The sequence below is a fragment of the Bradyrhizobium sp. USDA 4449 genome (genome assembly GCF_054056275.1).
Window position 1 is genome coordinate 4095369 of sequence record NZ_JBSRYD010000001.1, and the last position, 24501, is coordinate 4119869.

Sequence of the window (24501 nt, forward strand, 5' to 3'; positions counted from 1 at the left end):
CTCCGTCAGGCGATCATGGATTGCGCGAGGTGCGTGGTTGTATGTTCGGTGAGGCCGTCCACGATCGCGCGCACCGCAGCGAGCGTGGTCATGGTTCGCTGCGCCAGCGCGGGTATCTCCGCGGCATGGTCCGAGCGGAAATGCGCGCCGCGGCTCTCGCGGCGGCTCCAAGCTGCGGCCGCGACGAGCAGGGCCGCCGTCGCCATGTTGCGGACGGCGATGCTCGCAGCCGCGCGTTCGAGGGTGGCGAAACTCCGCACAGCTTCCGCAAGCCCGTCACCATCGCGGATCACGCCGACATTCGCGCTCATCATGTTGCGCAGGCGTTTCACAGCGGCTGCATCCGGGGCACCGCCGCGCGGTGTCACCGGCGCCTCCGGCAGGCGGCTCGGCGAGGGGATCGTGTGGCCGGCGATGTCGTCGGCGATACGTGCGGCATAGACCACCGCTTCCAGCAGCGAATTGGACGCAAGCCGGTTGGCGCCATGCGCACCGGTTGAGGCGACTTCGCCGCCGACCCACAGCCCGGCGATCGAGCTGCGGCCGTGTGCGTCCACCGCGATTCCGCCCATGTGATAGTGCACGGCCGGCGCGATCGGAATGGCCTCGATCGCGGGATCGATGCCCGCGGCGATGCAGCTTGCATGCACGGTCGGGAACTTTTCTGCGAAGTGCGCGCCCAAGGCCTGCCGTGCATCGAGGAAGGCGCCGCGCCCGGCCGCGATCTCGGCGAACACGCCGCGGGCCACGATGTCGCGCGGGGCGAGTTCGGCGAGCGGATGCTGCGCCGCCATGAAGCGCTCGCCATTGCCATTGATCAGCGTGGCGCCTTCGCCGCGCAGCGCCTCGGTCGCAAGTGGTGCTGGATCACGGCCAACCATGATGGCGGTCGGGTGAAACTGCACGAATTCGGTATCGGCGATCACGGCGCCTGCGCGCGCCGCAATCGCAAGACCCGATCCGTTGGCCTGCGCTGGATTGGTGGTGACGGCGTAGAGATGGCCGATGCCGCCGGTTGCAAGCACGATGGCGCGCGAGGCGATCATCATGGGCATTGCTGCACAGTTACCAGCCTCGCGCAATTGAACGCCGGTGACCGCGCCGTCCTCGGTGAGCAGCGCTTCGGCGACAAAACCTTCGATCAGGCGGATCGACGGGGTGCGGCGCGCCGCCTCGCTCAGCGCCGCGATGATCGCCGCGCCGGCGCCGTCGCCGCGGACGTGAACGATCCGCCGCGCGGAATGCGCCGCTTCCCGGCCCACGGCCAGCCGTCCCTCGAGATCGCGGTCGAACGGCACGCCGTAAGCGAGCAGATCGTGAATCCGGGAGCCCGCCTCGCGGGCGATCCCGAGCGCGATCGCTTCGTCGACGATACCTCCGCCGACCGCAATGGTATCCGCGGCATGCGCTTCGGGACTGTCGCCTTCGGCCACGGCAGCCGCGATGCCGCCTTGCGCCCATGCGGAGGACGCCCCCTGTCCGAGCGGCGCCGCCGCGATCAGCGTCACCGGCCGCGGCGCCAGCTTCAGCGCGCAGAACAATCCTGCGAGCCCACCGCCGACGATGACGACGTCATCGGTGGAGCGGGTGAGGTTGTGGATGTTGTCGATCATGTCACGCCTCAATTGTTCAAATTGATCATCCGTTCGACCGATCGCCGCGCGCGCGCCGCGAGCGACGGATCGATCGTGACTTCCTCGCCGAGCGTCAGCAGGCTCTCGAGAATGTTGGCGAGGGTGATGCGCTTCATGTGCGGGCAGAGATTGCAGGGCCGCAGCATCTCGACGTCGGGCAACTCGGCGCGGACATTGTCGGCCATCGAGCACTCCGTGATCATCACCAGGCGTCGCGGCCGCCGCTCGCGCACCCAGCTGATCATGTGCGCGGTCGAGCCGGTGAAGTCGGCTTCCGCCAGCACGTCAGGCGGGCATTCGGGATGCGCGATGATCTGCACGGAGGGATCGGCCTCGCGAAACGCGCGCAGCTCGTCGCCGGTAAAGCGCTCGTGCACCTCGCAGGCGCCCTTCCAGGCGATGATTTTGACATCGGTCTTCGAGGCGACATAGGTCGCAAGATAACGGTCGGGCAGGAAGATCACGCTGGGTGCGTCCAGGCTCTCCACCACTTGCACCGCGTTGGACGAGGTGCAGCAGATGTCGACTTCGGCTTTCACCTCCGCCGACGTGTTGACATAGGCAACCACGGGCACGCCGGGAAATCTTTCACGCAGCAGGCGCACGTCCGCGCCGGTGATGCTGGCGGCGAGCGAGCAGCCGGCGCGAGAATCCGGGATCAGCACGGTCTTGTCGGGATTGAGCAGCTTTGACGTCTCCGCCATGAAGTGCACGCCGCACTGGACGATGACATCCGCCCTCACCTTGGTGGCCTCGATGGCGAGCTGGAGCGAATCGCCACCGATGTCGGCGACGCCATGAAAGATCTCCGGTGCCTGGTAGTTGTGGGCGAGGATCACCGCGTTGCGCGCGCGCTTCAGCTGATTGATCGCGTGAATCGCCGGCGCCATCAGTGGCCACTCGATCGGCGGGATGACATGCTTGAGGCGCTCGTAAATCGGCGCGGTCGCGCGCTCGACATCGTCGGTCCAGTCCAGCGACGGCCGCGGCAGCGCAGAACAAGTTTGCGCCGGCGCTGGTGGGGTGGAGGTGGCCCGGCCCTGCGGCCGATTGGCAAAGTCGTCGGGACCGTAAATTCCAGCGATCGGCATCGAAGCCTCCCATGTAAATACATATGCTCAGTATGAGCATATGTTGAGCCTGAGAAATCCGGCCGAGAGGCCGGGCAGATTTCAGCAGGACTAAATATGCTCAATGTGAGTAAATCGGAGATAACACGCCGCAGGGAGGACCGCTAGGGGCTCTCGCACACATTCCCGTCAAGTCGCGCTGCGCGCGTCAACGGACGCGATAAAACGCATTGCTCCCGCAGCGGCCCCTCCTGGGATGCAATCATTTTCCATTTTGGATTTTCATGCATCTGCATTAAATGCCTGACTGTGGCCGCTGATCAGCGGACTGGCCGAGCGAGGGATGAGTAGCACCATGTCGATCCAAACGGGCGAACTCACTCCCTCACGTTCCTCCAACTGGCGCACGCCGGCCGTCGTCATCCTCTGTGGCTGTGCGATCGGCATGCTGGGCTTCGGGCCGCGCTCGGCGCTGGGCTTCTTTGTGCAGCCGATGAGCCATGAATTCGCCTGGGGCCGCGACGTGTTCGGCCTCGCGATCGCCGTGCAGAACCTGTTGTGGGGATTGGGCCAACCCCTGGCCGGCGCGATTGCCGATCGCTTCGGCCTGTACCGCGTGATGTGCGTCGGTGCGCTGCTCTATGCCGGGGGTCTGTTGCTGATGCGCTATTCCTCGACGCCGCTGTCGCTCAACATCGGTGCGGGCGTGATGATCGGCTTCGGTCTCGCGGGCTGCTCGTTCAACCTGGTGCTGTCGGCGTTCACCAAGCTGCTTCCGGCCGAGAAGCGCGGTCTTGCGCTCGGGGCCGGCACGGCCGCGGGCTCGCTCGGCCAGTTCCTGTACGCGCCGATCGGCGTTGCCCTGATCGACAATTTCGGCTGGCAGCAAACTCTCGCGGTGTTCGGCTTCATGATGCTGTTGATCATCCCGCTGGCGCTGGCGATCTCGACCCCGCCCGTCGCAAGCATGGCCAATGCGGCGCCTGCGGATGAGCAGACCATCGCCGGGGCACTCACGGAGGCGTTCGGCCATCGTTCCTACGTGCTGCTGGTGCTCGGCTTCTTCACCTGCGGCTTCCAACTCGCCTTCATCACCGTGCATCTGCCGGCGTTCCTCGTCGACCGCGGCGTCTCGGCGCAAACCGGCGGCTGGGTGATCGCGGCGATCGGCCTGTTCAACATCATGGGCTCTCTGAGCGTCGGCTATCTCCAGAACAGCTTGCCGAAGCGCTACATTCTCTCGACGATCTACTTCATTCGTGCGCTCGCGACGCTCGCATTCATCTCGTTCCCGATCACGCCGTTCTCGGCGATCGCGTTCGGCGCGGTGTCCGGGCTGACCTGGCTCTCGACGGTGCCGCCGACCTCGGCGCTGGTGGCGCTGATGTTCGGCACGCGCTGGCTTGCGACGCTCTACGGCTTCGCCTTCGTCAGCCATCAGGTCGGCGGCTTCCTCGGCGTCTGGTTAGGGGGCATCGTGTTCGAGCGATACGGTTCCTATACGCCGATCTGGTGGCTCTCGATCCTGTTCGGGGTGCTCTCGGCGCTGATCAATCTTCCGATCGTCGAAAAGCCGGTCGCGCGGGCGGTTGCGCAGCCTGCCTGATCGGTTAAACATCCCCGTCAAACAAGTCAGGGAGTTCAGCCGTGGCCAATTTCAAGGCGATCCGGATCGACAAGGCCGACAAGGGCACCACCGCGCAGCTGACGCAGTTCGACGAAGCCGAGCTGATGGATGGCGACGTCACCGTCCGCGTGGAATGGTCGACGCTGAACTACAAGGACGGCCTTGCGCTGACAGGCAAGGCGCCGGTGGTGCGCCGCTTCCCGATGATCGCCGGCATCGATTTCGCCGGCACCGTCGAAGCCTCCTCCCATTCGCAATGGAAGGCGGGCGACAAGGTCGTCTGCACCGGCTGGGGCATGGGTGAAACCCATCTCGGCGCCTATGCCGAGAAGGCGCGGGTGAAGGGCGACTGGCTGGTCGCACTGCCGCAGGGCCTGTCGGCACGGGATGCGATGGCGATCGGCACCGCCGGCTTCACCGCGATGCTCTCAGTGCTGGCGCTGGAGAAGCACGGCGTTTCGCCAAAAAGCGGTCCGGTCGTCGTGACGGGCGCGGCCGGCGGCGTCGGCTCGGTGGCGACCGCCGTGCTGTCGAAGCTCGGCTACCATGTCATCGCTTCGACCGGCCGCGCCTCGGAGGCCGATTACCTGAAGAGCCTAGGTGCCGCCGAAGTCATCAACCGCAATGAACTGTCGGGGCCGGCAAAGCCACTGGGCAAGGAGCGCTGGGCGGCCGGTATCGATAGCGTCGGCTCGACCACGCTGGCGAATTTGCTGTCGATGACAAGCTATGGTGGCGCCATTGCCGCCTGCGGTCTGGCGGCGGGCATGGACCTGCCGTCTTCGGTCGCGCCCTTCATTTTGCGTGGGGTGTGCCTTCTCGGCATCGATTCCGTCATGTGCCCGCTTCCGCCGCGAAAAGCCGCCTGGCAGCGCCTCGCCTCCGATCTGGATCGTTCAAAACTGTCTGAAATAACTACAGAAATTGCGCTGGACCAGGTTCCCGAGTGGGGCGCAAAAATCCTCGCCGGCGAGGTCCGCGGTCGCATCGTGGTAAAAATTGTCTAACGGCGTTCAGACTTTACCAACCAAGCTGCTTCAATGTCGCCATGGTTGGTATGGTAAGCAGCGGGTAAAGAGATAAGGCATCGCCCGCTGCGGGGTTGGTTCGGAGTTGAGCATGCTTGCGCGTATTGTGTTGGGGGCTGTTACGGCAGTCGTGACGTTTGCGCCGGCCATCGCCTTGGCCGGGAATATGAACGCGGATGAGGCACGCCGCTTCGTCGCTGGCAAGGTGTTCGCCTTCACCTGTTTCGACGGCACCCGCGGTGCAGGGCGTATCCTCGACGATCTCGGCGCCGCCGGCGCGGTGCAGTTCTCGGGCTCGGGCCCGGTCCGCCACCTCCGCCTGCCGGGCAACACCCTCCAGATCCGTGGCCAGAACGTCTGCGCCTCGATCAAGGGAATCCCATTCGAGCCTTGTTTCAACCTGGAGAAGACCGATGACCGCAGCTTCCGCGGCTCGGTCTCGGGCATGGGTTTCGCCTATTGCGACTTCCACCATCAGGGCGGCAACCAGATGCTGATGGCGCGCGCGGTTGCGCGGCCGCGCTCGCTCCGTGCGCGGGAGCAGACCGGTTCGGTCAACGCACCGAGCACCGAGGTCGCCGCGCGCGTCGAAACACCGCGGGTCGAGAGCAGCCGGATCGAGCCGGTGAAGTCGGAAGTGAAGCCCGAACCCAAATCCGAGTCCAAGAACGAAGGCCCGCTCGAGCTGCGACGCTCGACCGAGTGATATCCCGCGCAAAACCGCGCGCGCAATTTACCCGTCTTTGTCGAATGCATCGCACGCCAAGCCGCTGCGCCGTAATCATACGGCCTGCGGTTTTCATGCCTTGGTAGCGACTGAGGCCGCAGCCTTGCGCAACGGCCGGAAAGCGGCCCTACGCAAGGCTTCAATGATGTCGCTGTACTTCTTCCGCATCAGCACCGGCCGCTATTCAGGCGCCGCGGATCAGCCGTACGAGTTCGAGGATCGCGCCGCGGCCTGGACCGAGATGACCGAGGTGTGCGCCAATCTGCTCGGCGGCATCGCGCGCAACCTGAAGCCGAATGCGAAGTGGAGCATGGAGCTGCTCGACGAGAACAAGAAACCGGTCTTTCGCATCAGCCTGGACGGCGAGGCCGTTTGCTGCGCCGACACGATCGCTGACTGACGTTAACGAATGCGGCATCTGCAAATCCGCGAAGGGCGATTCTCTGCACGTGAAAGCTGTGCAGCTTCCATTGCTTGAGCATCATTTCCGTAGTTCTACCCACGCGGCGAGGATCCCCGCTTAACGTTAATGAGCAAACCTGTCGGTTAGCATCCCGCGGCGCTTACGCGCTTCGCCACGGCAATTCGTACCCGGGGAATCCGTCAATGATCTTCATTCAGAACCTGCGAATTGGCACCAAGCTCGCCGTGACCTCGGCGCTGACCATCGGTCTCGTCGGGCTGATGATCTTCCTCCAGATGAGCGGAGATGCCGAGGTCCAGAAGCTCGGAGCGTCAGCATCGCAGCAGCAGACGATTGCGATCAACGCCACGGATGCCAAGGCCTCGGTGCGGGGGATGCAGATCGGTATTCGCGACATCCTGACATCATCCTCGCCGGCCGCAATGCAGAATGCCGTAACCTATTTCAACGACCGGCAGAACTCAGCGCTGCAGTTCGCGGCAGCAATGGCCAAGCTCTCGCGCTCGCCGGAGAATCGCAAGCGGATGGATCGCCTCACGGTGCTGATCGGCGAATTCGGCAAGGGTGAGCAACAGATCGAAGCGCTCCGCAAGCAGGCGCTTGCGCTCGACACCAGGACGGATGGCGAGGCGGCCGCCAAGCTGGCCGCCGAAATTGACCAACTCCGCATGGGAACGCTGGCGCCGATCAACGAAGAGATATCCGTCCTTGCCGACCAGATCGCCAACTTCGCCAAGCAGAAAAGCGCCGATGCGCGCGCGGACGCGGAAGCGGAGGCCACGTCCGTTGCGCGGACGTCGTTCATCACCGGCCTGCTGGTCGCGCTGCTCCTCATCGGGTCGTGCGTCTTCTCCGTCTTCAGCATCGCGCGGCCGATGCGCGCCCTGACGGTTGCGATGGAGAAGCTCGCCGGCGGCGACTTCTCGGTGGCACTGCCTGGGCTCGGCCGCAAGGACGAGCTCGGCGAGGTCGCCGGCGCCGTCGAGAAATTCAAGGTCGTGTCCGAGCGCAAGGCGCGCGAGGAAGCGGAAGCCAAGATGCGGCAGGATCAGATCGCGGCCGAACAGCGCAAGGTGGAAATGCGAAAGCTCGCCGACGGTTTCGAAGCCGCCGTCGGCGAGATCGTCGGCACGGTGTCGTCGGCTTCGACCGAGCTCGAAGCCTCTGCCACGACGCTGACGTCGACCGCCGAGCGCGCGCAGCGGCTCACCACCGTGGTCGCCGCGGCTTCGGAGGAAGCCTCGACCAATGTGCAATCGGTGGCCTCTGCAACAGAGGAGCTGTCGTCCTCGATTACCGAGATCAGCCGCCAGGTACAGGAATCCGCACGCGTGGCGAGCGAGGCGGTCGGCCAGGCGCGCAACACCACCGAGCGCGTCAGCGAATTGTCCAAGGCGGCAACGCGGATCGGCGACGTGGTCGAACTGATCAACACCATCGCTGGCCAGACCAATTTGCTGGCGCTCAACGCCACGATCGAGGCGGCGCGTGCCGGCGAAGCCGGCCGGGGCTTTGCTGTCGTCGCCTCCGAGGTCAAGGCGCTGGCCGAGCAGACCGCCAAAGCGACCGGCGAGATCGGCCAACAGATCTCAGGCATTCAGACCGCGACCCAGGAATCGGTCGGGGCCATCAAGGACATCAGCGACACCATCGAAAAGCTGTCCGAGATTGCCTCGACCATCGCAGCGGCCGTGGAAGAGCAGGGCGCGGCGACGCAGGAAATTTCTCGCAACGTGCAGCAGGCTGCGCAAGGCACGCATCAGGTCTCGTCCAACATCGGCGACGTGCAGCGCGGTGCGAGCGAAACCGGATCGGCGTCCTCGCAGGTGCTGTCGGCCGCGCAGATGCTTTCCGGCGACAGCAACCGACTGAAGCTGGAAGTGAGCAAGTTCCTCGAGACGGTGCGCGCGGCCTGAGGGTCGCCGGCCGTTCTGTTCGAGCCGCATCCGCCGGCGCGACGGTGCGCCATCAGGCGGATATTTGTCGCGCTGCAGCACATGCTTGTGGAGCGGACAAGATCGGCGGCGGCGAATTCAGTGGTTTCACTAGGTCGCTGTTAACGGGTGTTTGCGACAATGGGCGCAATCTTTTCGGATAACAACCAGCCGGCATTGTTGGAATGACTTCCGCCCCCGTCGTTCGTGACGGTCGCGCCGGGGAAGGTTCGTGCGTTGGCTATCATCGGGATTTTGTGATGTCGAAGTTGTCGATCGTCTTCAAGCTTCTGACCGTGTTGTCGGTCCTCGTGCTCTCGCTCGCCGGTGTCGGCGTGGTGGCGATCGGCGCGATGCAGAACATCAATTCCCATACCGTCGAGATCGCAGAGAGCTGGCTGCCGAGCGTGCGTGCGCTGGGCTCGATCCGCGCCGATGTCAACGAACTGCGCGTCGCGCTCCGTCTGCATCTGATGCAGGATACGGCCGAGGGCAAGCAAGCTGCCGAGAAACGCCTCGCCTCGCTGCGCGAACGCATCGAGCAAACCCGTAAGACCTACGAGCCGCTGATCACGTCCGCCGAGGAGCGCTCGATCTACGGGCAATGGACCGCGGCGTGGGGCGAGTATCTCAACGGCGTGCAAGAGGTGATGGCGCTGTCGCGCAAGAGCCCGGGCAAGTTCCCGACGGAAGCCAACGAGCTGTTGCAGACCAAGGTCGCCAAGATGGCGCAGGCCGCCGATCCGTTGTTGACGAAGGACATCGAGCTGAACAACCACGGCGCCGAGATCGAGACCAAGCAGGCGGCTGACGGCTACGCCTCGATCTTCCGCGTGCTGGTCGGCATCATCGTGCTCTCGGTCGTGATCGCGATCGCTGCGGCCCATTATCTCGTTCGCGACGTGTCACGCGGCATCGCCTCGATCATTCGCCCGATGCAGTCGCTCGGTGAAGGCGATCTTTCGGCGGAGGTGCCGCATCGCGGCGAGAAGACCGAGATCGGGTCGATGGCCGACGCGCTTCAGATCTTCAAGGAGGCGCTGATCGCCAAGAGGGCTGCTGACGAAGCGGCCGCGCGCGATGCCGAAGCCAAGATCGAGCGCGGCCGCCGCGTCGACGCCATCACCCGCAAGTTCGAAGCGATGATCGGTGAGGTTGTCGGGACCGTGTCGTCGGCCTCGACCGAGCTCGAGGCATCCGCCTTGACGCTGACCAACACGGCGCAGCGCGGACAGGAGCTTGCGACCGTCGTCGCCGCCGCGTCCGAGGAGGCCTCCACCAACGTTCAGGCCGTGGCGTCGGCTTCGGAGGAGTTGTCGTCCTCGATCACCGAGATCAGCCGCCGCGTGCAGGATTCGGCGCGGATGGCCGCGGAAGCCGTCGAGCAGGCGACACGGACCAACGAGCGCGTCAACGAGCTGTCGCAGGCGGCCGCCCGCATCGGCGACGTCGTCGAGCTCATCCACACCATCGCGGGCCAGACCAATTTGCTGGCGCTGAACGCGACCATCGAGGCCGCGCGTGCCGGCGAAGCCGGCCGCGGCTTCGCGGTCGTCGCCTCCGAGGTCAAGGCGCTGGCCGAGCAGACCGCGAAGGCGACCGGAGAAATCGGAGCGCAGGTCGCGGGCATCCAGACCGCGACGCAGGAATCGGTCAATGCCATCCAGGAGATCAGCGGCACGATCGAGCGGCTGTCGGAGGTGTCCGCAGCCATCGCCGCGGCCGTCGAGGAGCAGGGCGCGGCCACGCAGGAAATCTCGCGTAACGTGCAGCAGGCTTCGGACGGCACGCAAGAGGTTTCGTCGAACATCACCGATGTGCAACGCGGAGCGATCGAGACCGGCGAGGCCTCGAGCGAGGTGCTATCGGCCGCGAAATCGCTCGCGACCGACAGCACCCGCTTCAGGGTCGAAGTCGCGCAGTTCCTGGATTCGGTCCGCGCGGCATGATCAACCGCTCGTCTGTGGCACCGGCGGTGGCGTGACCTGCCGCCGAAACAGGATGCGCTGGTAGAGCCAGCCGATTGCGACCAGCACGATGCCGAGGCCCATGAACGACAGCGCGCGGTAGACGCCTGTCAGCGTCGACATGTCGATCACGAAGGCCTTCAGGATCGTCAGCGCGATGACGACTGCCGACGCCAGCCGGGCGCGTTCGGAATTGACCGCTATGCCGATACCGAGCAGCACCACGCCGAAGGCGAGCCAGCCGATCGAATAGGTGTATTGCTCGGCCCCGGTCGTCTCACCGCTGTCGAGGAACGGACCGTGATAGAAGCGGCGGATCTCGAGCGTCAGGTACGACAGTGCAAACACCAGCGCCGTGCCTGCGATCACGTTCGCGTAGATCTTGCCGCGTTCGCCGGCCACGGCATAGGCGAGCAGCAGCATCAGCACCGACGGCAGTGCGTAGCCGAGCAGCAGCAGGTTGAAAACGGCGCCGCCGACATCGATGTGCCAGATCAGCGGGTTCTGCAGGAACAGCAGGCCGAACACGCTGATGAATCCGGCAATCGCCGTGAGCACGACCGCGCCCACATTGTGCACGATCGAGTGGTTGCGCAGCCGCAAGCGTTCCAGCCCGATCGCCATCGCCAGCGCCATCAAGACCTGCAGGGCAGCCTCTAACAGCGACGGCGCGGCGATCATGTCGCCGCCGGTGGCGAGATGGCGCACCTCCACGAAGGCGAGCAGGGCCGTGAACAGGATGGCCGCGGCCTCCACCATGCGCAGTGGTGCGTCATCACCCCTGCGGCGCAGGATGAGGCTTGCGCCCCAGAACGAGGCTGCCGGCAGGCCATAACCCCACAACAGCCAGTTGAAGATGGGCGTGGTGCCGACGGCATCGCCGACGATGCGCGGATCATAGCCGACGCGTGCGGTGACGATGCCGGCGAACATCGCGGCAAGCCAGCGCAGGAATGGAATCGGCCGCCGCATCGCAATCCAGGCGGTGCCGAGCGACATCAGCGCCAGCGCGATGGTGAGCCAGCCTTTTTCGAGCGCGAAGGTCAGCGCCAGCGCCAGCGCGCCGAGCGTGCCGGTTGCAAACAACGCCGTGGAGATCGCCAGGCCCGGCCGGGTCTCGCGGCGGGTGAGCGCTTCTGTCGCCGCGCCAAAGCCGGCTGCGAGCAACACCGCGAGCATCGCGAACGGGATCGAGCGGTCGAGATGAGCGATGCGGGCATAGAGCGCGACCAGGAGCGCGATCGGCGTGGCGACGCCTGCCGCCGACCACACCACGGGAATGATCGCCGAATTCGAGCGTCCTTGTGCGAAAAAGCCCGCGAGACCGAAGCCGGCGGCGAAGATCGCGGCCATCACCAGATGCTGCGTCACCGCGCTGTCGATTGCGGTCGGCGCCACGCCGGCCATGGGGCCGCCCGGCAGCACCAGCATATCAGGGTTGGCGCGCACCGCCCATTCGGCGAACACGATGAAGACGGTCGCAGCCGCCGCGCCCAGCGCGCCGGCGGCGGCCTCCGCGCGCCAGGCGACGGCCAGCGTCGCCGCGATCAGCAGTGTAAAGGCGATCAGCGAGAGATCGGCATGCGCGCTCGACAGCACGATCAGCATTGCGCCGAACAGATAGGCCCCGAGCGCGCTCGACGAGACCGGCTCGATCTGTCCGTCCTCGATATCAGGACCGAACATGAAGCCGCAGACGACGAGCAATGCGGCGAGCACGAACCCTGACATCACGTGGAACGCGTGCGGCGCGAGGTGCCGGTCGCCGGTATCAAGGCCAGGGAAGATCCAGAGTACGGCGAAGACGATCGTCGTGACCGCGAGCCAGCGCCACAGCCTGATGCGGGCGAGACCAAAGCTCGCGGCGGTGACGATGGCAAGATAGATATGGAGCGCCCAATAGTCCGGCTTGCCGCTCGAGACGAGCACCGGCGTCGCGAAGGCACCGACCACGCCGAGGCCCGCCAGCGCCGGCCCGTGCAGCAGCGCGGCCGCAAGCGTGCCCATCGCAACGAGGCCGAGCAGCACGAAGGCGGTGGCGGGCACGAGAAACCCGTAGAGCGCATACGCGGCGTAGACGGTCGCAAATGCCACCGCTGTTCCGGCGGCGGTGAGGATCGCGGGGATATCAGCGATCGGCAGTGCCTGGATGTTGGAGATGCTCTCCCTGCGCCGCGTCCATCCGCCCGCACCGAGCAGCGCGAGCGCGAACAAACCGCCGAGGAATACGCGGACGCCGGGGCCGACAAGGCCGGCCTCGATCGAATAGCGCACCATGAAGAAACCGCCGAGCGCGAGTGCAAGCCCGCCGATCCACACCACCCAGCGCGTGCCGAGCCGTTCTTCGAAGCCGGGGGCCGGCGTCGGCAGCGACGGCGGCGCCTCGGTTGAGGGGCTCGCCTCGATCGGGGGCGGCGCGGCCTCTTCGGTGACGGGTGGCGGTGCGGCCTCGGCTTCCGGCGCAAGCGGCGGCGGCTCTGCTGCAGGCGTGCTCGCTTGCTCCTGCACAGGCAGCGGTGGCGGCGGCTGGACCTGCCGCAGCGCCAGCAGTGCGGCCTCCAGCGAGCCGAGCCGCCGGCGCAGCTCGGTCGCCTGATTCGACGCTTTCAGCGCGATCAGGAACGCGGCGATCGCAATCATCACTGCAAAGACGTCGAACGGGGCGTCGAACATGGGGCCTCCTGGCGATCGGCGGGCAGGGGCCGACCGCAAACTTGATCTAGCGCCGGGAGCGTAGGCGCAAGCCCGGCGCGGGCCGCTCCTGGAGCACCTCACGGCGGAAGCGATAGAGCGCCGCCGGTCTCCCGCCCGTCTGTGTCGACATCACGCCGGTCGGTTCGACAAGGGCTTCGGTTTCGACCAGACGGCGGAAATTCTGCTTGTGCAGGTGGCGGCCGGAGATCGCCTCCACCGTGTACTGCAACTCAGTGAGTGTGAACTCAGCGGGCAAAAGTTCAAACACCACAGGGCGATACTTCAGTTTCGCACGCAGCCGCGCGATCCCCGTGGCGAGAATCCGGCGATGGTCGAACCGCATCGAGGTGCCGAGCGCGGGCAGTGTCTTGCGCGCCCTTGCTGCCGGGCGGCCGTCGCGTCTGGCCTCCTCGACCAGCCCGGCCTCGTATAGCAGCTCATAGCGATCGAGCACGCGTTCCTCGTCCCAGGCCGCGCCGTCGAGCCCGAAATAGAATCGGACGCGATCCCTGCGCGGCAATGCGCGCGTGGTCTCCGGCGTCTCTTCCTCGGCCCAGGCAGTCAGCGCCGGGATGATGTCACGGCCGATGATCGCGGGCGGCGCCTCGCGCCAGTCTTCCCAGGGGAAGAAGCGATACCAGGGCTCGAAGCTCGCCGTGGTCGCAGCTGTCTCGGCAGTGCGCGTCAGCGCGAGATAGCCGATCGACACCATATGCGCACCGGTGTCGCCGGTCTCCGCATGGCGGCCGCGATCGCCAAACGTATAGAGCTGCTCGACATAGCCGAGCCGCAGGCCCGCCTGTTCCTCGACCCAGGCGCGCAGCCCGATCTCGAAGGTGCGATGGCTCGGCGCATCGAACGGACCGAACGGCAGGCCAGCGAGCCCGTCGCCGCCACGGGAGGTCAGCACCAGCGGCTCATGATCCTCGATCGCGACGATCGCGGCAGTCAGGCCAATCTCGATCGGCGTGAGGAGCTTGTCGCTCATGCGGCGGTGATTGCTGGTGTCATTCGAGCTCGATGGCAAAGGGGCGGCCTTCGACCATCATCTCGCCCGGGCCCATTTCGTCGAGCGCGCGCAACATGCGGCCGTTGCGCCCCAGTGCGCGGTCGGCGAGGCTGACGATGCGCCGGTTCGGCGAGGCGATCGGAGACGCCGCGCGGATCTTCTTCGCGATCTCGATCTCGTCACGTTCAGGGTTGAGCGCGCAGACGGCTGTGAATGCGCTCGCGGTGGAGCGGCTGATGCCGGCATAGCAATGCACCACCAGCGGCGCACTGCGGTCCCACCCGCGCACGAAATTCAGCACCTGGCCGATATGTGCTTCCGACGGCGCGACAAAGCCGTCCATCTCCTCGGTGATGTCGTCCATCGAGACCTTGAGATGATTGGCCGGCAGCACCGATACCGGCCGTGCCACCTGCTCGACATTGGCCATTACGGTCAGCACATGGCTGGCCCCGGTGCGGCGGACGGTTTCGGGAAGAGCGGCGAGCGAGCAGACGTGGATCATGGCAAACCTTTTTGCCGCTGATTATAACCCCGGCCGCAGGGCGGGCAAAGGCGCATCGCGCCGTACCCACCGTCTCGCACCTACGCAAACACGGCGCCGAACCGCTCCAGAAACTGCTTCTCGGCCCGGGCCGCGGTCCAGGGCGTCAGATAGTCGCGCCTGATGCTTTCGGACAGGCCGGGATCCCTGCCGAACAGACGCTTCGCCTCGCTCTCGCTGAAACCGGCAAGCTCGGTCGCCTCCAGATAAGCCGCGCCGCGGTCGGCGGCCTTGATCGCCACCGTGATCTCCTCGGGCAGTTCCGGCGGCAACCCGAAGCGGATGTGGATGGCGCCGAGCAGGCGTTTCTCCACCGCCTTGTAGTGACCGTCGAGCACGGCCTTGAACGGCGAGATCATGTCGCCGATCACATACTCAGGCGCATCGTGCAGCAGTGCTGCCAGCCGCATGCGCGCGTCGACGCGCGGCATCTCGTGCCGCAGCACGGTTTCCACCAGCAGCGTGTGCTGCGCGACCGAGAAGATATGAGCCCCGGTGGTCTGCCCGTTCCAGCGCGCGACGCGCGCCAGCCCATGCGCGATGTCGCCGATCTCGACATCGAGCGGAGAGGGATCGAGCAGATCGAGCCGCCGGCCCGACAGCATGCGCTGCCAGGCGCGGGACGCCGCACCGCGCGAGGTCTTCCTGGCCGTCATTTGGACTTGAGGCGCGGCTTGCGCTGCAGCTTGCTGCACGTCGAATGGCAGTGGCAGTCGACGAGATGATCGTTGACCATGCCGGTTGCCTGCATGAAGGCATAGACGATGGTCGGGCCGACGAACTTGAAGCCGCGCGAGGACAGTTCCTTGGAGATCTGCACCGACAGCGGCGTCGAGGCCGGCACGCTCGCGGTGGTCTTGAAAGTGTTGACCTTGGGCCGTCCGCCCATGAAGTCCCACAGCAGTTTCGAGAAGCCCGGCCCCTTCTCCATGATATCGAGATAGGATTTTGCACTGAGGATCGTGCCTTCGATCTTGGCGCGATTGCGCACGATGCCGACGTCGTTCATCAGCGCGTGCACCTTCTTGTCGGTGTAGCGCGCGATCTTCTCTGGCTGGAAATCGTCGAAGGCTTTGCGGAAATTGTCGCGCTTGCGCAGGATGGTGATCCAGGACAGGCCGGCCTGAAAGCCGTCGAGGATCAGCTTTTCATAGAGCGCGCGGTCGTCGTACTCCGGCACACCCCATTCGGTGTCGTGATAGTCGACGTAGAGCGGATCTTCGCCCGGCCAGGGGCAGCGGGTCTTCCCGTCGGGATGCAGGCGGGGAGCGCGGCTCATGCGATGGGCTGCTTTGCGGGAATACGGACGATGTCAGGTTCGGCCAGCTTCAACGCGAGGCCGCCGGCGGTGAGCGGCTGTTCGGCATCGAGTGCGTCCGCAACGCGGTCGATGCGCACCAGCGCAATGCCCTTGCCTTTCGCCGACGAGCCCATCGTGCCGACGGACTTGTCGCCGGCCATGACGCTGACGCCGGCTTCGGGCGAGGAGTCCTCGAGCAGCACCTTCACGCTGCGGGTGCGCGCAGTGCCGCGATGCTGCATGCGCGAGACGACCTCCTGGCCGACATAGCAGCCCTTGTCGAAATCGACGCCGGCGAGGCGATCCATGTTGGTTTCGTGCGGGAACGCATCGCCGTACATGAAATCCAGCCCGCCGCGCGGCACGCCGAGCGCGATCCGGTGCGCCTCGTAGTCAGCGGCGTCGACCAGCTCGGCGCCGATCAAATCGGACAGTTTCTGCTTGAGATCCTCAGGGATCAGGATGCGCGTGCCGAGCTCGGCATTGCGCGGGTCAGTGAAGGCAAGATCCGGCTGCGCAGCGGGGTGGCCGTCCCAGGCCGCGAGCACGCCGAGATCGTCGGAGAGGTTGTCCACCGTGACCTTGGCGCGCAGCTTGTAGAATTTCAGCTTGGTGGCCAGGCCCTCGGCCAGGGCCTTCGGGCAGTCGATCAGGAACCCGCCGCCATGGCCGGCCGGCGCTTCCGTGATCAGGAAATCCACGATGATCTTGCCCTGCGGCGTCAGCAGCGCGCCGAATCGCCCCAGGCCCGGCTTGAGCCTGTCGACATCGGTGGTGATGAGGCCGTTGAGGAAGTTGCGCGCGTCCTCGCCCGCGACCTTGATCACGCCCCGGTCGGGAAGAAACGCTGATTTCATGCGAAAATCTCTTGCGACATGGTGCTTCGGAACGTAAGCCCGCAAGGCATAAACGACAAGACCTCGAGCCCTGCGCTTGGGGATGAGAGGGGCCTCCAGCCATGACCCAGCGCTTCGATGTGATCCTCAAAGGCGGCACCGTCGTCAACCAGGACGGCGAGAATGTTCGCGATATCGGCATCACAGGCGGTCGCATCGCCGAGCTGGGCCCGCTGTCGCAAGGCTCCGCCGCCGAGGTGATCGACTGCAAGGGCCTCCACATCCTGCCCGGCGTGATGGACACGCAGGTGCATTTCCGCGAGCCCGGGCTGGAGCAGAAGGAAGACCTCGAGACCGGTTCGCGCAGCGCGGTCATGGGCGGCGTCACCGCCGTGTTCGAGATGCCGAACACCTCGCCATTGACCGTGACGGAAGCCACCTTCACCGACAAGGTGAAGCGCGCCCATCACCGCATGCATTGCGATTTCGCGTTCTTCATCGGCGGCACCCGCGAGAACGTGCAGGATCTGCCGGTGCTGGAACGTGCGCCAGGCTGCGCTGGCGTAAAAGTGTTCATCGGTTCCTCGACCGGCGCGCTGCTGGTGGAGGACGACGAAAGCCTGCGCCGCATCTTCCAGGTGATCCGCCGCCGAGCCGCCTTCCACGCCGAGGACGAGTATCGTCTCAACGACCGCAAGTCGCTGCGCATCGAGGGCGATCCGCGCTCGCATCCGGTCTGGCGCGACGAGACCGCGGCACTGATGGCGACTCAGCGCCTGGTCAAGCTCGCGCACGAGACGGGAAAGCGCATCCACGTGCTGCACATCTCGACCAAGGAAGAGATCGAGTTTCTGCGCGACCACAAGGACGTCGCGTCCTGCGAGGCGACCCCGCATCATCTCACGCTGGTCGCGCCTGAATGTTACGAGCGCCTCGGCACGTTGGCGCAGATGAACCCGCCGGTGCGCGGTGCCGATCATCGCGCCGGCATCTGGCGCGGCATCGAGCAGGGCATCATCGATGTGCTCGGCTCCGACCACGCCCCGCATACGCTCGAAGAGAAGCAGAAGACCTATCCGGCGTCGCCCTCCGGCATGACCGGCGTGCAGACGCTGGTGCCGCTGATGCTCGATCACGTCAATGCCGGCCGCTTGTCGCTGGCAAGGTTCGTCGATCTCACCAGCGCCGGCCCCGCGCGTCTCTACAACATGGCCTGCAAGGGCCGCATCGCCGCCGGCTACGATGCCGACTTCACGGTGGTGGACCTCAAGCGCAGCGAGACCATCACAAACAAATGGGTGGCGTCGAGGGCCGGCTGGACGCCGTACGACGGCGTTCGGGTGACGGGTTGGCCCGTCGGCACGTTCGTGCGTGGCAAGCGCGTGATGTGGCAGGGCGAACTGGTCACGCCCTCGCAGGGCGAGGCAGTGCGGTTTCTGGAGACGTTGAAGCAGTAGCGGTTTCTGTCAGAGGGGCCGGCATACCATCCCCCGTCATTGCGAGCGCAGCGAAGCAATCCAGAATGGTTGGCGGCAGTCTGGATTGCTTCGCTGCGCTCGCAATGACGAGGGGAGAGAGCTACACTCCCTCGTGAACGGGAGTGCAGTCCGATGTCGCAGCCATCATCTCTCATCTCCACCGAGCAACTCGCCGCGATCATCGGCCATCCCGACCTCCGCCTCTACGATTGCACGACCTACAACGAACCTGTCCCGCCGGGCAGCGACGTGCCGTATCGCGCCGTCCCCGGCGACAAGACCTTTGCCGCCGGCCACATCCCGGGCGCCGATTTCCTCGATTTGCAAGGCGAATTCTCCGACACCTCCGCACAGCAGTTTTTCATGATGCCTGACGTGGCCCAGCTTGAAACCGCCTTCGGCCGCCATGGGCTCGACGCCACGAAGACCATCGTGCTCTACAGCATCGGCACCATGATGTGGGCAACGCGATTCTGGTGGATGCTGCGCTCGCTTGGCGTCGATGCGCAGGTACTCGACGGTGGCTTCGACAAATGGAAGGACGAGGGGCGGGCGGTCGAGACTGGTGCTCCGAAGGGCTATCCAGCCACGGTTTTCAAAGCCGCGCCGCGCGCTGGCTTCTTCGTCGACAAGGCCTTTGTGAAGGCGCGGATCGGCGACCCCTCGACCGTTACCGTCAATGCCCTCGGACCGCAATTTCACGGAGGTCTCGAGCCGAGCCGTTACGGCCGGCCGGGTCGCGTCCCCGGCAGCGTCAACGTACCAGCTGCAACGCTCACCAATGCCGACAAGACGCTGACGACGCTTGCGGACGCCGAAGCCAAATTCACTGCGGTGGGCGTCACGCGCGATAAGAACGTGATCCTCTATTGCGGCGGCGGCATTTCCGCGACGATCGACCTGCTGATGCTGACAAAGCTCGGCTACGACAAGCTGATGCTGTACGATGCCTCGATGGGCGAATGGGCGAGGGACGCGGCGCTGCCGATCGAGACGGATGAGAGGTGAGAAAAAAGCGGGAACCTTCGTCGCCACCCTGCATCGAATGTCTGGAACCAAGCTGAACGAGCAGGTGACCGCCATGCAACGGACCGCAGCCGGCCAGACAGCCGGCATCAGGGCATCGGAAGCCGAGCTGATCGACCGGGCGCGGGGCCGGGACGAGGCCGCGCTCCGCGAGATCATGCAGGCCAACAACCGCAGGCTCTACCGCCTTGCACGCGGCATTCTGCGCAGCGACAGCGAGGCCGAGGATGTGGTGCAGGAAACCTATGTCCGCGCCTTCACCCATCTCGACGGCTTTAAGGGCGAGTCCGCGCTGTCGACCTGGCTGTCGCGCATCGCGATCAACGAAGCGCTGGGCCGGGTGCGAAGTGCAAAACCCGATGTCGAGCTCGGCGCGGTGGGCGAAGAGGCGCTCGAGGCGCAAATCATCAAATTTCCCGTCTCTCCTCCAGGCGATCCGGAAAGGACCATGGCCCAGCGTGAAATCCAGCGCGTCGTCGAGCGCGCCATCGACGAGTTGCCTGACGTTTTCCGGATGGTTTTCGTCGCACGGGTCATGGAAGGGATGACCACCGAGGAGACCGCCGATCTGCTCGCCGTCAAGCCCGAGACCGTGAAGACGCGCCTGCACCGCGCGCGTACCATGCTGCGCGAGACCGTCGAGAAGGAGATCGGACCGGTGATGATGGACGCCTTCCCGTTTGCGGGCCGGCGTTGCGAGCGCCTGACCCTGTCAGTGCTGAAGCGCCTCGGAATCCGCGGCTAAATCATTCGGGAACGTCTGCGCGAAAATTCCATCCAATTCCTGTGGAGCAACGCCGGCAAAACCGTCCGGCAGCACAGGAGTGTCAAATCATGTTCGTTCGTTGGAGCGCGGCGCTCGCCGCAGCCATTCTGTTGTCCAGCCCCGTGCCGCTGCAAGGCGCGCGCGCTGCCGACAAGCTCACCGATCCGCAGATCGCCCATGTCGCCTACACCGCCGGGGTGATCGACATCAACGCGGCCAAGCAGGCGCAGAAGAAGGCCAAGAACAAGGATGTCAAGGCATTTGCGGATGACATGCTGCGCGACCACGAGGCGGTCAACAAGCAGGCGCTCGCGCTGGTCAAGAAGCTCAACGTCACACCTGAGGACAACGATACCAGCAAGGCGCTGTCGAAGCAGGCGAGCGACAAGTTGGCCGAGCTCGACAAGCTGAACGGCGCTGCCTTCGACAAGGCCTATGTCGCCAACGAGGTCGCCTACCACAAGACGGTCAATACCGCGCTGGAAACCCAGCTTATCCCGTCCGCCAGCAATGCCGAGCTGAAGAACCTGTTGCAGACCGGCCTGAAGATCTTCCAGGGCCATGAGCAACATGCCGAGCACGTCGCGGCCGAGCTGAAATAGGGAGCGTGCGATGAAGCCGGGACGCCTCGCTGCGATCGCGCTCGCGGTCGCTTTCCTGCCGATGTCAGGCCCGGCGCAAGCCGCGACCATCGAGATCACGATGGAAAATCTCGTGATCTCACCGGCCGAGGTGTCGGCGAGGATCGGCGACACCATTACCTGGATCAACAAGGATGTCTTGGCCCACACCGCGACTGCGACGAACGGCGATTTCGACGTCGCTCTGCCGCCAAAGAAGTCGGCGACGCTTCTCGTGAAGAAGGCGGGAACGGTCGATTATTACTGCCGCTATCACCCCAACATGAAAGCGATGCTCAAGATCGAGCCGTGATGAATGGACCCGCCGGCGCGGCGGGGCATCTTCAAAGCGGTTTACTGCCTTGCGAGGCAGACCGAGAATTCGCCGTTGCGAATGCGCGCGGGAAAACCCTCGACGAATTTCGCCACCGCGTCCTCGCCATAGGTGCCGACGAGCTCGGCGAGTGCCGCAAACAGACTCGCCTGCGCCAGGCAGTCACCGTCGACGCCGTCATGGCGTGCTTCGGCCCAGGCCTCGTTGAGATAACTCAATGCTGCCTGTTTCTGCTCATGATCGGGCAGCGGCGCACGGGCGGGGGCGTAGGAAATCGGCTGGCTCATGAAACTCGATCAGGCTGGGCGCGATCCACGGCGATGCGCTGTGCAAGAGGTGTAGCACGCGCATTAACGTCCGCTAGGCCACATCTTTAAGAACGGTTAACGGCTGTGAATAAAGTCGGTGACAGAGTTCCCGCAAACTCAGTTCGCGTAGCGGGCCGTGAGATCGCGCGAGATCTTCGAACCCTCCTCGATGGAACGGCGGATCGCGACCGTCGCGGCCGGCGTGCAGCTGCGATAGGTCTGTTGAAAGCCGTTGTAGCCGCGATTGAAGCCCGCGATCATGCGGGTGCGGCGCTCGCCGGAGGGGGTTTCGGCATCGATCAGCGCCTGCATCTCGCTGCGCCATTTGTTGCCCTCGTTGGTGCCGCAGATGCCGCGCAGATAGTGCAGGCCGCCGAGGATCTCGGCCAGCCGCTGCAAATCGCCGTCGAACGGTGCCGCCACGTCCTGGGCCCGGGTGGGCGCAGAGGCGCAGGCGAGGATCAGGGCAAGGATGGCCAGAAATCGCATCGACATCGGCGGGCTGTATGCCCCGTCGCGGCCGGGGAAGCAAGGCGAGCCGCGCTGGCGGTGCGCTGCCTCTCGGGCTTGCGGAGAGGTGTCGAAGCTCGTGGCTCGCTCAGAGGCCGATCAGCCTCGCAGCCGCCTGGATGATCTCCTCCAGGCCCCCGGTCATCTTGAGGTCGCCGAGGCTGCCCAGCGCATCCGGAGCGATCCACCTGAAATCGTCGAGCTCGTCGTTCAGGGCCGGTTCCCGGGCCACCCAGCGGGCGGCAAAGGACATGATCAGGTAGTGACCGGCGCCCGGAGCGGCCGGCAAAACCTCGCGCCAGCCCGCCAGGCTGATGATCTCGATCTCGAGCCCGGTCTCCTCGTCGACCTCGCGGCTCAGGGCCTGGTGCAGCGATTCGCCGAATTCGACGCGGCCGCCCGGCAGCGAATAGAACCCTTTGGCGGGCGAACGGGCCCGCCGGGTCAGCAGCACCTTGCCCTCGCGGAAAATCGCCGCGCTGACCGCGATCTGGGGATGGGTGGGCTGGGCGACCGGGGGCATCTTTTCAGCAACCCTGGCTAATTCGCCATGATGGTGTCGACGTCGGCTTCCGCGCCGCCATTGATGATGCCGCCGCAGGCCGCGATCAGCGGCTTGACCCAGAGGGTGGCCTGCTCCGCCAGCCGAACGCGGGTCGTGTCCTTCTCCACGTCGCGCATGGCGGAACCGACCGCAATCAGGATCGAGGTCATGGTGTCGGTGAGGTGGTCGAACTGGGCGCGCACGTTCGGATCGGCCTTCTCATAGGCTTCGATGGCCAGGTCCCGCGCCTTGAAGTTCGAGGCCGTGAAATGCTCGGCATAGGACAGCGGCGACCAGGTCAGAAAATCCTCAGCGCATTCCGGCATATCCGGGATCATCTCCAGGAGCATGACGGCTTCATTGAAATGGTTGAGATAGTCGGTGGCAAGCCCGGTCCGCGGGTTGATGTTGGCCACGCGTAGTCGTTCGGCCCAGGCTTGCGCCTCGGAGGCCGTCTCTGCAGGCGTCCGCGCGGATTGCGAGGCCATTGAGCTCATCCGCCGCAGTGTTAACGTTCGGGGTTAAAAGGACCTGAACGGACCCTATATAGACGCCCTGAGATGTGTGGACGCTTCGTCATAACTTCGGCCCCCGCGGCTTTACGGCAACTGTTCGGGTACATCGAGCAGCCGAATTTCCCGCCCCGGTACAATGTCGCTCCGACGCAACCGATTCCGGTCGTGTTGCTCGAGAACGGCGCGCGCCATTTCCGCCTGATGCGCTGGGGCCTGTTGCCGAGCTGGGTCAAGGACCCCAAAGGCTTCACGCTGCTGATCAACGCCCGTTCCGAGACGGTGCTGGAGAAGCCTGCGTTCAAGAAGGCCATACGCAGGCGCCGTGGGCTGATCCCGGCCGATGGTTATTACGAATGGAAGTCTCTCGACGGCCGCAAGCAGCCGTTCTTCATCCATCGCGCGGACGGTGCGCCGCTCGGCTTCGCTGCGGTGTTCGAGACCTGGATCGGCCCGAACGGCGAGGAGCTCGACACGGTGGCGATCGTCACGGCGGCGGCAGGCGAGGATCTCGCCGCGTTGCATGACCGCGTGCCCGTGACGATCAGCCCGCGCGATTTCGAGCGCTGGCTCGACAGCCGGAGCGACGAGATCGGTCCGGTCCTGCCGCTGATGGCGTCACCACGTATCGGCGAATTCGCCTGGCACCCGGTCTCCTCCCGCGTCAATCGCGTCGCCAATGACGATGAGCAGCTGCTCTTGCCGATCAGCGCCGAGGAGATGGAAGCCGAGACGTCGAAACCGAAAAAGCCCGCGCGCAAGGCGGCAGGCGCGTTGCCGGAAGACGGGCAGGGGTCTTTGTTTTAGGCAGGCTGCCGGTGGGCAAAGACGCAACGCGCCATGCCCACCTTCTGTTCGATCAATGATTCAAGCCGCCGCGACGGCCGATCCGAGCGCGGCGTTGCTGTACGCCTCGCCGCCAATGCCCCAGCCGCCGTCGACGGCGTAGCTGACATTGGCGAAGATGTGCTCGCGCTTGATGCGACCCCCGGCGACCCTCTCGATGATATCAGTTCCCTCGGAAATCCAGGCGTCCTTGAGCTCCTGCGTCGGCAGCACGAATGACGGCACCTTGAGTTCGAACACCGCGATGTCAGCGGGCTTGCCGCCGGAATAGGTGCGGCTCTTCGGCAGCACGGTCACTTCGCCGCTTGCGAAGGGGGCAGGGCTCACGTCGGGAGCATTTTACGCTCATTTCGAGTCGAAGGCGGATGCGTTCCGGCTCGCCGTGGCGGACGGGCTCGCGTTCCTGCGCGGCGGCATCGCCCAGTTTCAGGCCCAACACGGCAGCGGCTGGCGCGATCCGTTCATCGATTTCTATCTGGGTGCGCGGATGGAGGTCGGCCTGGACGAGGCCTGCGCGCTCCCAAGCTTTTCCTCCGACGTTGCGCGCTCGGACCCGGCAACGCGCGCCGTTTACCAGGGCGAGCTGGAGCGTCTCGTGGACCTCGTCGCGCAGGGCTTTCGCGGTGCCCATGCGCGTGAGCGGGCGCTGGCGCTGCTGGCGATCCTGACAGGCGCGGCCGATATGGCGCGTGCGGTGAAGGACGATGCCATCAGGCGCGAGATCCTTGCCGCGGCGAAGATCGCGGCGAAGGCGATCTAGTTC

General features: G+C 65.3%; 26 protein-coding genes. 13 read left to right on the forward strand and 13 right to left on the reverse strand.

All coding sequences use genetic code 11. From position 1 onward, the window contains the following. Window positions 1–5 precede the first annotated feature (5 nt). Window positions 6–1613 carry an L-aspartate oxidase gene (locus tag ACVIIW_RS19010; RefSeq protein ID WP_456702117.1) on the reverse strand — a complete coding sequence of 536 codons (1608 nt, stop codon included), beginning with the start codon at window positions 1611–1613 and terminating at the stop codon, window positions 6–8. Window positions 1614–1621: 8 nt separating this feature from the next. Further along, the gene (gene nadA / locus ACVIIW_RS19015) at window positions 1622–2725 is read right to left on the reverse strand and encodes a quinolinate synthase NadA (protein WP_456702118.1); all 1104 of its coding nucleotides are present in this window, start codon (window positions 2723–2725) and stop codon (window positions 1622–1624) included. 334 nt (window positions 2726–3059) lie between these two features. Between nadA and ACVIIW_RS19020 the strand changes: the two genes are divergently transcribed. From ACVIIW_RS19020 to ACVIIW_RS19045, 6 genes are all read left to right on the forward strand, one after another. Next, window positions 3060–4310: an MFS transporter gene (locus ACVIIW_RS19020; RefSeq protein ID WP_456702119.1), complete on the forward strand. Its 1251-nt coding sequence runs from the start codon at window positions 3060–3062 to the stop codon at window positions 4308–4310. 41 nt (window positions 4311–4351) lie between these two features. Further along, entirely contained in the window at window positions 4352–5338 is a 987-nt protein-coding gene (gene acuI / locus ACVIIW_RS19025; RefSeq protein ID WP_456702120.1) for an acrylyl-CoA reductase (NADPH), read from the forward strand. A gap of 112 nt (window positions 5339–5450) precedes the next feature. Beyond that, window positions 5451–6065: a hypothetical protein gene (locus ACVIIW_RS19030; RefSeq protein WP_456702121.1), complete on the forward strand. Its 615-nt coding sequence runs from the start codon at window positions 5451–5453 to the stop codon at window positions 6063–6065. Between the two features lie 166 nt (window positions 6066–6231). Next, entirely contained in the window at window positions 6232–6486 is a 255-nt protein-coding gene (locus tag ACVIIW_RS19035) for a DUF6894 family protein (RefSeq protein ID WP_456705195.1), read from the forward strand. A 206-nt stretch (window positions 6487–6692) separates the two neighbouring features. Next, window positions 6693–8426: a methyl-accepting chemotaxis protein gene (locus tag ACVIIW_RS19040; protein ID WP_456702122.1), complete on the forward strand. Its 1734-nt coding sequence runs from the start codon at window positions 6693–6695 to the stop codon at window positions 8424–8426. Between the two features lie 278 nt (window positions 8427–8704). After that, a complete protein-coding gene (locus ACVIIW_RS19045) occupies window positions 8705–10393 on the forward strand; it encodes a methyl-accepting chemotaxis protein (RefSeq protein ID WP_456702123.1) in 1689 nt (562 codons plus the stop codon). Here ACVIIW_RS19045 and ACVIIW_RS19050 read toward each other — a convergent pair whose 3' ends face one another. The 6 genes from ACVIIW_RS19050 to ygfZ all read right to left on the reverse strand — a co-directional run bounded on the left by ACVIIW_RS19050 (window position 10394) and on the right by ygfZ (window position 16815). Then, window positions 10394–13084, reverse strand: coding sequence for a DUF2339 domain-containing protein (locus tag ACVIIW_RS19050; protein WP_456702124.1), 2691 nt, complete (start codon window positions 13082–13084; stop codon window positions 10394–10396). It abuts the gene before it with no gap. A 46-nt stretch (window positions 13085–13130) separates the two neighbouring features. Continuing rightward, the gene (locus ACVIIW_RS19055; protein WP_456702125.1) at window positions 13131–14093 is read right to left on the reverse strand and encodes an NUDIX hydrolase; all 963 of its coding nucleotides are present in this window, start codon (window positions 14091–14093) and stop codon (window positions 13131–13133) included. Window positions 14094–14112: 19 nt separating this feature from the next. Then, window positions 14113–14619, reverse strand: a complete 507-nt coding sequence (locus tag ACVIIW_RS19060) for a tyrosine phosphatase family protein (protein ID WP_456702126.1) — start codon at window positions 14617–14619, stop codon at window positions 14113–14115. A gap of 80 nt (window positions 14620–14699) precedes the next feature. Next, window positions 14700–15314, reverse strand: coding sequence for a YfbR-like 5'-deoxynucleotidase (locus ACVIIW_RS19065; protein WP_456702127.1), 615 nt, complete (start codon window positions 15312–15314; stop codon window positions 14700–14702). Then, window positions 15311–15937 (reverse strand): DNA-3-methyladenine glycosylase I, encoded by a 627-nt coding sequence (locus ACVIIW_RS19070; protein ID WP_456702128.1) that lies wholly within the window; start codon window positions 15935–15937, stop codon window positions 15311–15313. Before ACVIIW_RS19070 ends, ACVIIW_RS19065 begins: the two co-directional genes overlap by 4 nt. Next, window positions 15934–16815 carry a CAF17-like 4Fe-4S cluster assembly/insertion protein YgfZ gene (gene ygfZ / locus ACVIIW_RS19075; RefSeq protein ID WP_456702129.1) on the reverse strand — a complete coding sequence of 294 codons (882 nt, stop codon included), beginning with the start codon at window positions 16813–16815 and terminating at the stop codon, window positions 15934–15936. The genes ACVIIW_RS19070 and ygfZ overlap by 4 nt, the downstream gene beginning before the upstream one ends. A gap of 101 nt (window positions 16816–16916) precedes the next feature. Here ygfZ and ACVIIW_RS19080 point away from each other — a divergent pair, with 101 nt between their 5' ends. The 5 genes from ACVIIW_RS19080 to ACVIIW_RS19100 all read left to right on the forward strand — a co-directional run bounded on the left by ACVIIW_RS19080 (window position 16917) and on the right by ACVIIW_RS19100 (window position 20997). After that, window positions 16917–18251: a dihydroorotase gene (locus ACVIIW_RS19080; protein WP_456702130.1), complete on the forward strand. Its 1335-nt coding sequence runs from the start codon at window positions 16917–16919 to the stop codon at window positions 18249–18251. Between the two features lie 153 nt (window positions 18252–18404). Next, window positions 18405–19280 carry a sulfurtransferase gene (locus tag ACVIIW_RS19085; RefSeq protein WP_456702131.1) on the forward strand — a complete coding sequence of 292 codons (876 nt, stop codon included), beginning with the start codon at window positions 18405–18407 and terminating at the stop codon, window positions 19278–19280. A 73-nt stretch (window positions 19281–19353) separates the two neighbouring features. After that, a complete protein-coding gene (locus tag ACVIIW_RS19090) occupies window positions 19354–20043 on the forward strand; it encodes an RNA polymerase sigma factor (RefSeq protein WP_456702132.1) in 690 nt (229 codons plus the stop codon). An 89-nt stretch (window positions 20044–20132) separates the two neighbouring features. Continuing rightward, complete coding sequence (locus ACVIIW_RS19095) at window positions 20133–20666, forward strand: DUF4142 domain-containing protein (protein ID WP_456702133.1); 534 nt, start codon at window positions 20133–20135, stop codon at window positions 20664–20666. 10 nt (window positions 20667–20676) lie between these two features. After that, entirely contained in the window at window positions 20677–20997 is a 321-nt protein-coding gene (locus tag ACVIIW_RS19100) for a cupredoxin domain-containing protein (RefSeq protein ID WP_456702134.1), read from the forward strand. A 41-nt stretch (window positions 20998–21038) separates the two neighbouring features. Here the strand turns inward: ACVIIW_RS19100 and ACVIIW_RS19105 are convergent, their stop codons facing one another. The 4 genes from ACVIIW_RS19105 to ACVIIW_RS19120 form a co-directional block, all read right to left on the reverse strand. Further along, window positions 21039–21305, reverse strand: coding sequence for a hypothetical protein (locus ACVIIW_RS19105; RefSeq protein WP_092227477.1), 267 nt, complete (start codon window positions 21303–21305; stop codon window positions 21039–21041). Window positions 21306–21443: 138 nt separating this feature from the next. Next, the gene (locus ACVIIW_RS19110; protein WP_456702135.1) at window positions 21444–21821 is read right to left on the reverse strand and encodes a TIGR02301 family protein; all 378 of its coding nucleotides are present in this window, start codon (window positions 21819–21821) and stop codon (window positions 21444–21446) included. Window positions 21822–21924: 103 nt separating this feature from the next. Then, a complete protein-coding gene (locus ACVIIW_RS19115; protein WP_456702136.1) occupies window positions 21925–22359 on the reverse strand; it encodes an NUDIX hydrolase in 435 nt (144 codons plus the stop codon). A gap of 17 nt (window positions 22360–22376) precedes the next feature. Next, window positions 22377–22877, reverse strand: a complete 501-nt coding sequence (locus ACVIIW_RS19120) for a hypothetical protein (protein WP_456702137.1) — start codon at window positions 22875–22877, stop codon at window positions 22377–22379. 63 nt (window positions 22878–22940) lie between these two features. On the opposite strand from ACVIIW_RS19120, the gene ACVIIW_RS19125 reads away from it, so the two are divergent. Continuing rightward, window positions 22941–23699 (forward strand): SOS response-associated peptidase, encoded by a 759-nt coding sequence (locus ACVIIW_RS19125; protein ID WP_456702138.1) that lies wholly within the window; start codon window positions 22941–22943, stop codon window positions 23697–23699. 60 nt (window positions 23700–23759) lie between these two features. On the opposite strand, the gene ACVIIW_RS19130 is transcribed toward ACVIIW_RS19125, so the two are convergent. Beyond that, the gene (locus ACVIIW_RS19130) at window positions 23760–24065 is read right to left on the reverse strand and encodes a tautomerase family protein (protein WP_456702139.1); all 306 of its coding nucleotides are present in this window, start codon (window positions 24063–24065) and stop codon (window positions 23760–23762) included. A gap of 55 nt (window positions 24066–24120) precedes the next feature. On the opposite strand from ACVIIW_RS19130, the gene ACVIIW_RS19135 reads away from it, so the two are divergent. Further along, complete coding sequence (locus tag ACVIIW_RS19135; RefSeq protein ID WP_456702140.1) at window positions 24121–24498, forward strand: hypothetical protein; 378 nt, start codon at window positions 24121–24123, stop codon at window positions 24496–24498. The last annotated feature ends 3 nt before the right edge of the window (window positions 24499–24501 follow it).

Bases quoted from the DNA above. Each gene is read 5' to 3' on its own strand.
- ACVIIW_RS19010 (WP_456702117.1), bottom strand. From the start codon at position 1,613: ATGATCGACAACATCCACAACCTCACCCGCTCCACCGATGACGTCGTC.
- nadA (WP_456702118.1), bottom strand. From the start codon at position 2,725: ATGCCGATCGCTGGAATTTACGGTCCCGACGACTTTGCCAATCGGCCG.
- ACVIIW_RS19020 (WP_456702119.1), top strand. From the start codon at position 3,060: ATGTCGATCCAAACGGGCGAACTCACTCCCTCACGTTCCTCCAACTGG.
- ACVIIW_RS19030 (WP_456702121.1), top strand. From the start codon at position 5,451: ATGCTTGCGCGTATTGTGTTGGGGGCTGTTACGGCAGTCGTGACGTTT.
- ACVIIW_RS19035 (WP_456705195.1), top strand. From the start codon at position 6,232: ATGTCGCTGTACTTCTTCCGCATCAGCACCGGCCGCTATTCAGGCGCC.
- ACVIIW_RS19040 (WP_456702122.1), top strand. From the start codon at position 6,693: ATGATCTTCATTCAGAACCTGCGAATTGGCACCAAGCTCGCCGTGACC.
- ACVIIW_RS19045 (WP_456702123.1), top strand. From the start codon at position 8,705: ATGTCGAAGTTGTCGATCGTCTTCAAGCTTCTGACCGTGTTGTCGGTC.
- ACVIIW_RS19050 (WP_456702124.1), bottom strand. From the start codon at position 13,084: ATGTTCGACGCCCCGTTCGACGTCTTTGCAGTGATGATTGCGATCGCC.
- ACVIIW_RS19055 (WP_456702125.1), bottom strand. From the start codon at position 14,093: ATGAGCGACAAGCTCCTCACGCCGATCGAGATTGGCCTGACTGCCGCG.
- ACVIIW_RS19060 (WP_456702126.1), bottom strand. From the start codon at position 14,619: ATGATCCACGTCTGCTCGCTCGCCGCTCTTCCCGAAACCGTCCGCCGC.
- ACVIIW_RS19065 (WP_456702127.1), bottom strand. From the start codon at position 15,314: ATGACGGCCAGGAAGACCTCGCGCGGTGCGGCGTCCCGCGCCTGGCAG.
- ACVIIW_RS19070 (WP_456702128.1), bottom strand. From the start codon at position 15,937: ATGAGCCGCGCTCCCCGCCTGCATCCCGACGGGAAGACCCGCTGCCCC.
- ygfZ (WP_456702129.1), bottom strand. From the start codon at position 16,815: ATGAAATCAGCGTTTCTTCCCGACCGGGGCGTGATCAAGGTCGCGGGC.
- ACVIIW_RS19080 (WP_456702130.1), top strand. From the start codon at position 16,917: ATGACCCAGCGCTTCGATGTGATCCTCAAAGGCGGCACCGTCGTCAAC.
- ACVIIW_RS19085 (WP_456702131.1), top strand. From the start codon at position 18,405: ATGTCGCAGCCATCATCTCTCATCTCCACCGAGCAACTCGCCGCGATC.
- ACVIIW_RS19090 (WP_456702132.1), top strand. From the start codon at position 19,354: ATGCAACGGACCGCAGCCGGCCAGACAGCCGGCATCAGGGCATCGGAA.
- ACVIIW_RS19095 (WP_456702133.1), top strand. From the start codon at position 20,133: ATGTTCGTTCGTTGGAGCGCGGCGCTCGCCGCAGCCATTCTGTTGTCC.
- ACVIIW_RS19100 (WP_456702134.1), top strand. From the start codon at position 20,677: ATGAAGCCGGGACGCCTCGCTGCGATCGCGCTCGCGGTCGCTTTCCTG.
- ACVIIW_RS19105 (WP_092227477.1), bottom strand. From the start codon at position 21,305: ATGAGCCAGCCGATTTCCTACGCCCCCGCCCGTGCGCCGCTGCCCGAT.
- ACVIIW_RS19110 (WP_456702135.1), bottom strand. From the start codon at position 21,821: ATGTCGATGCGATTTCTGGCCATCCTTGCCCTGATCCTCGCCTGCGCC.
- ACVIIW_RS19115 (WP_456702136.1), bottom strand. From the start codon at position 22,359: ATGCCCCCGGTCGCCCAGCCCACCCATCCCCAGATCGCGGTCAGCGCG.
- ACVIIW_RS19120 (WP_456702137.1), bottom strand. From the start codon at position 22,877: ATGAGCTCAATGGCCTCGCAATCCGCGCGGACGCCTGCAGAGACGGCC.
- ACVIIW_RS19125 (WP_456702138.1), top strand. From the start codon at position 22,941: ATGTGTGGACGCTTCGTCATAACTTCGGCCCCCGCGGCTTTACGGCAA.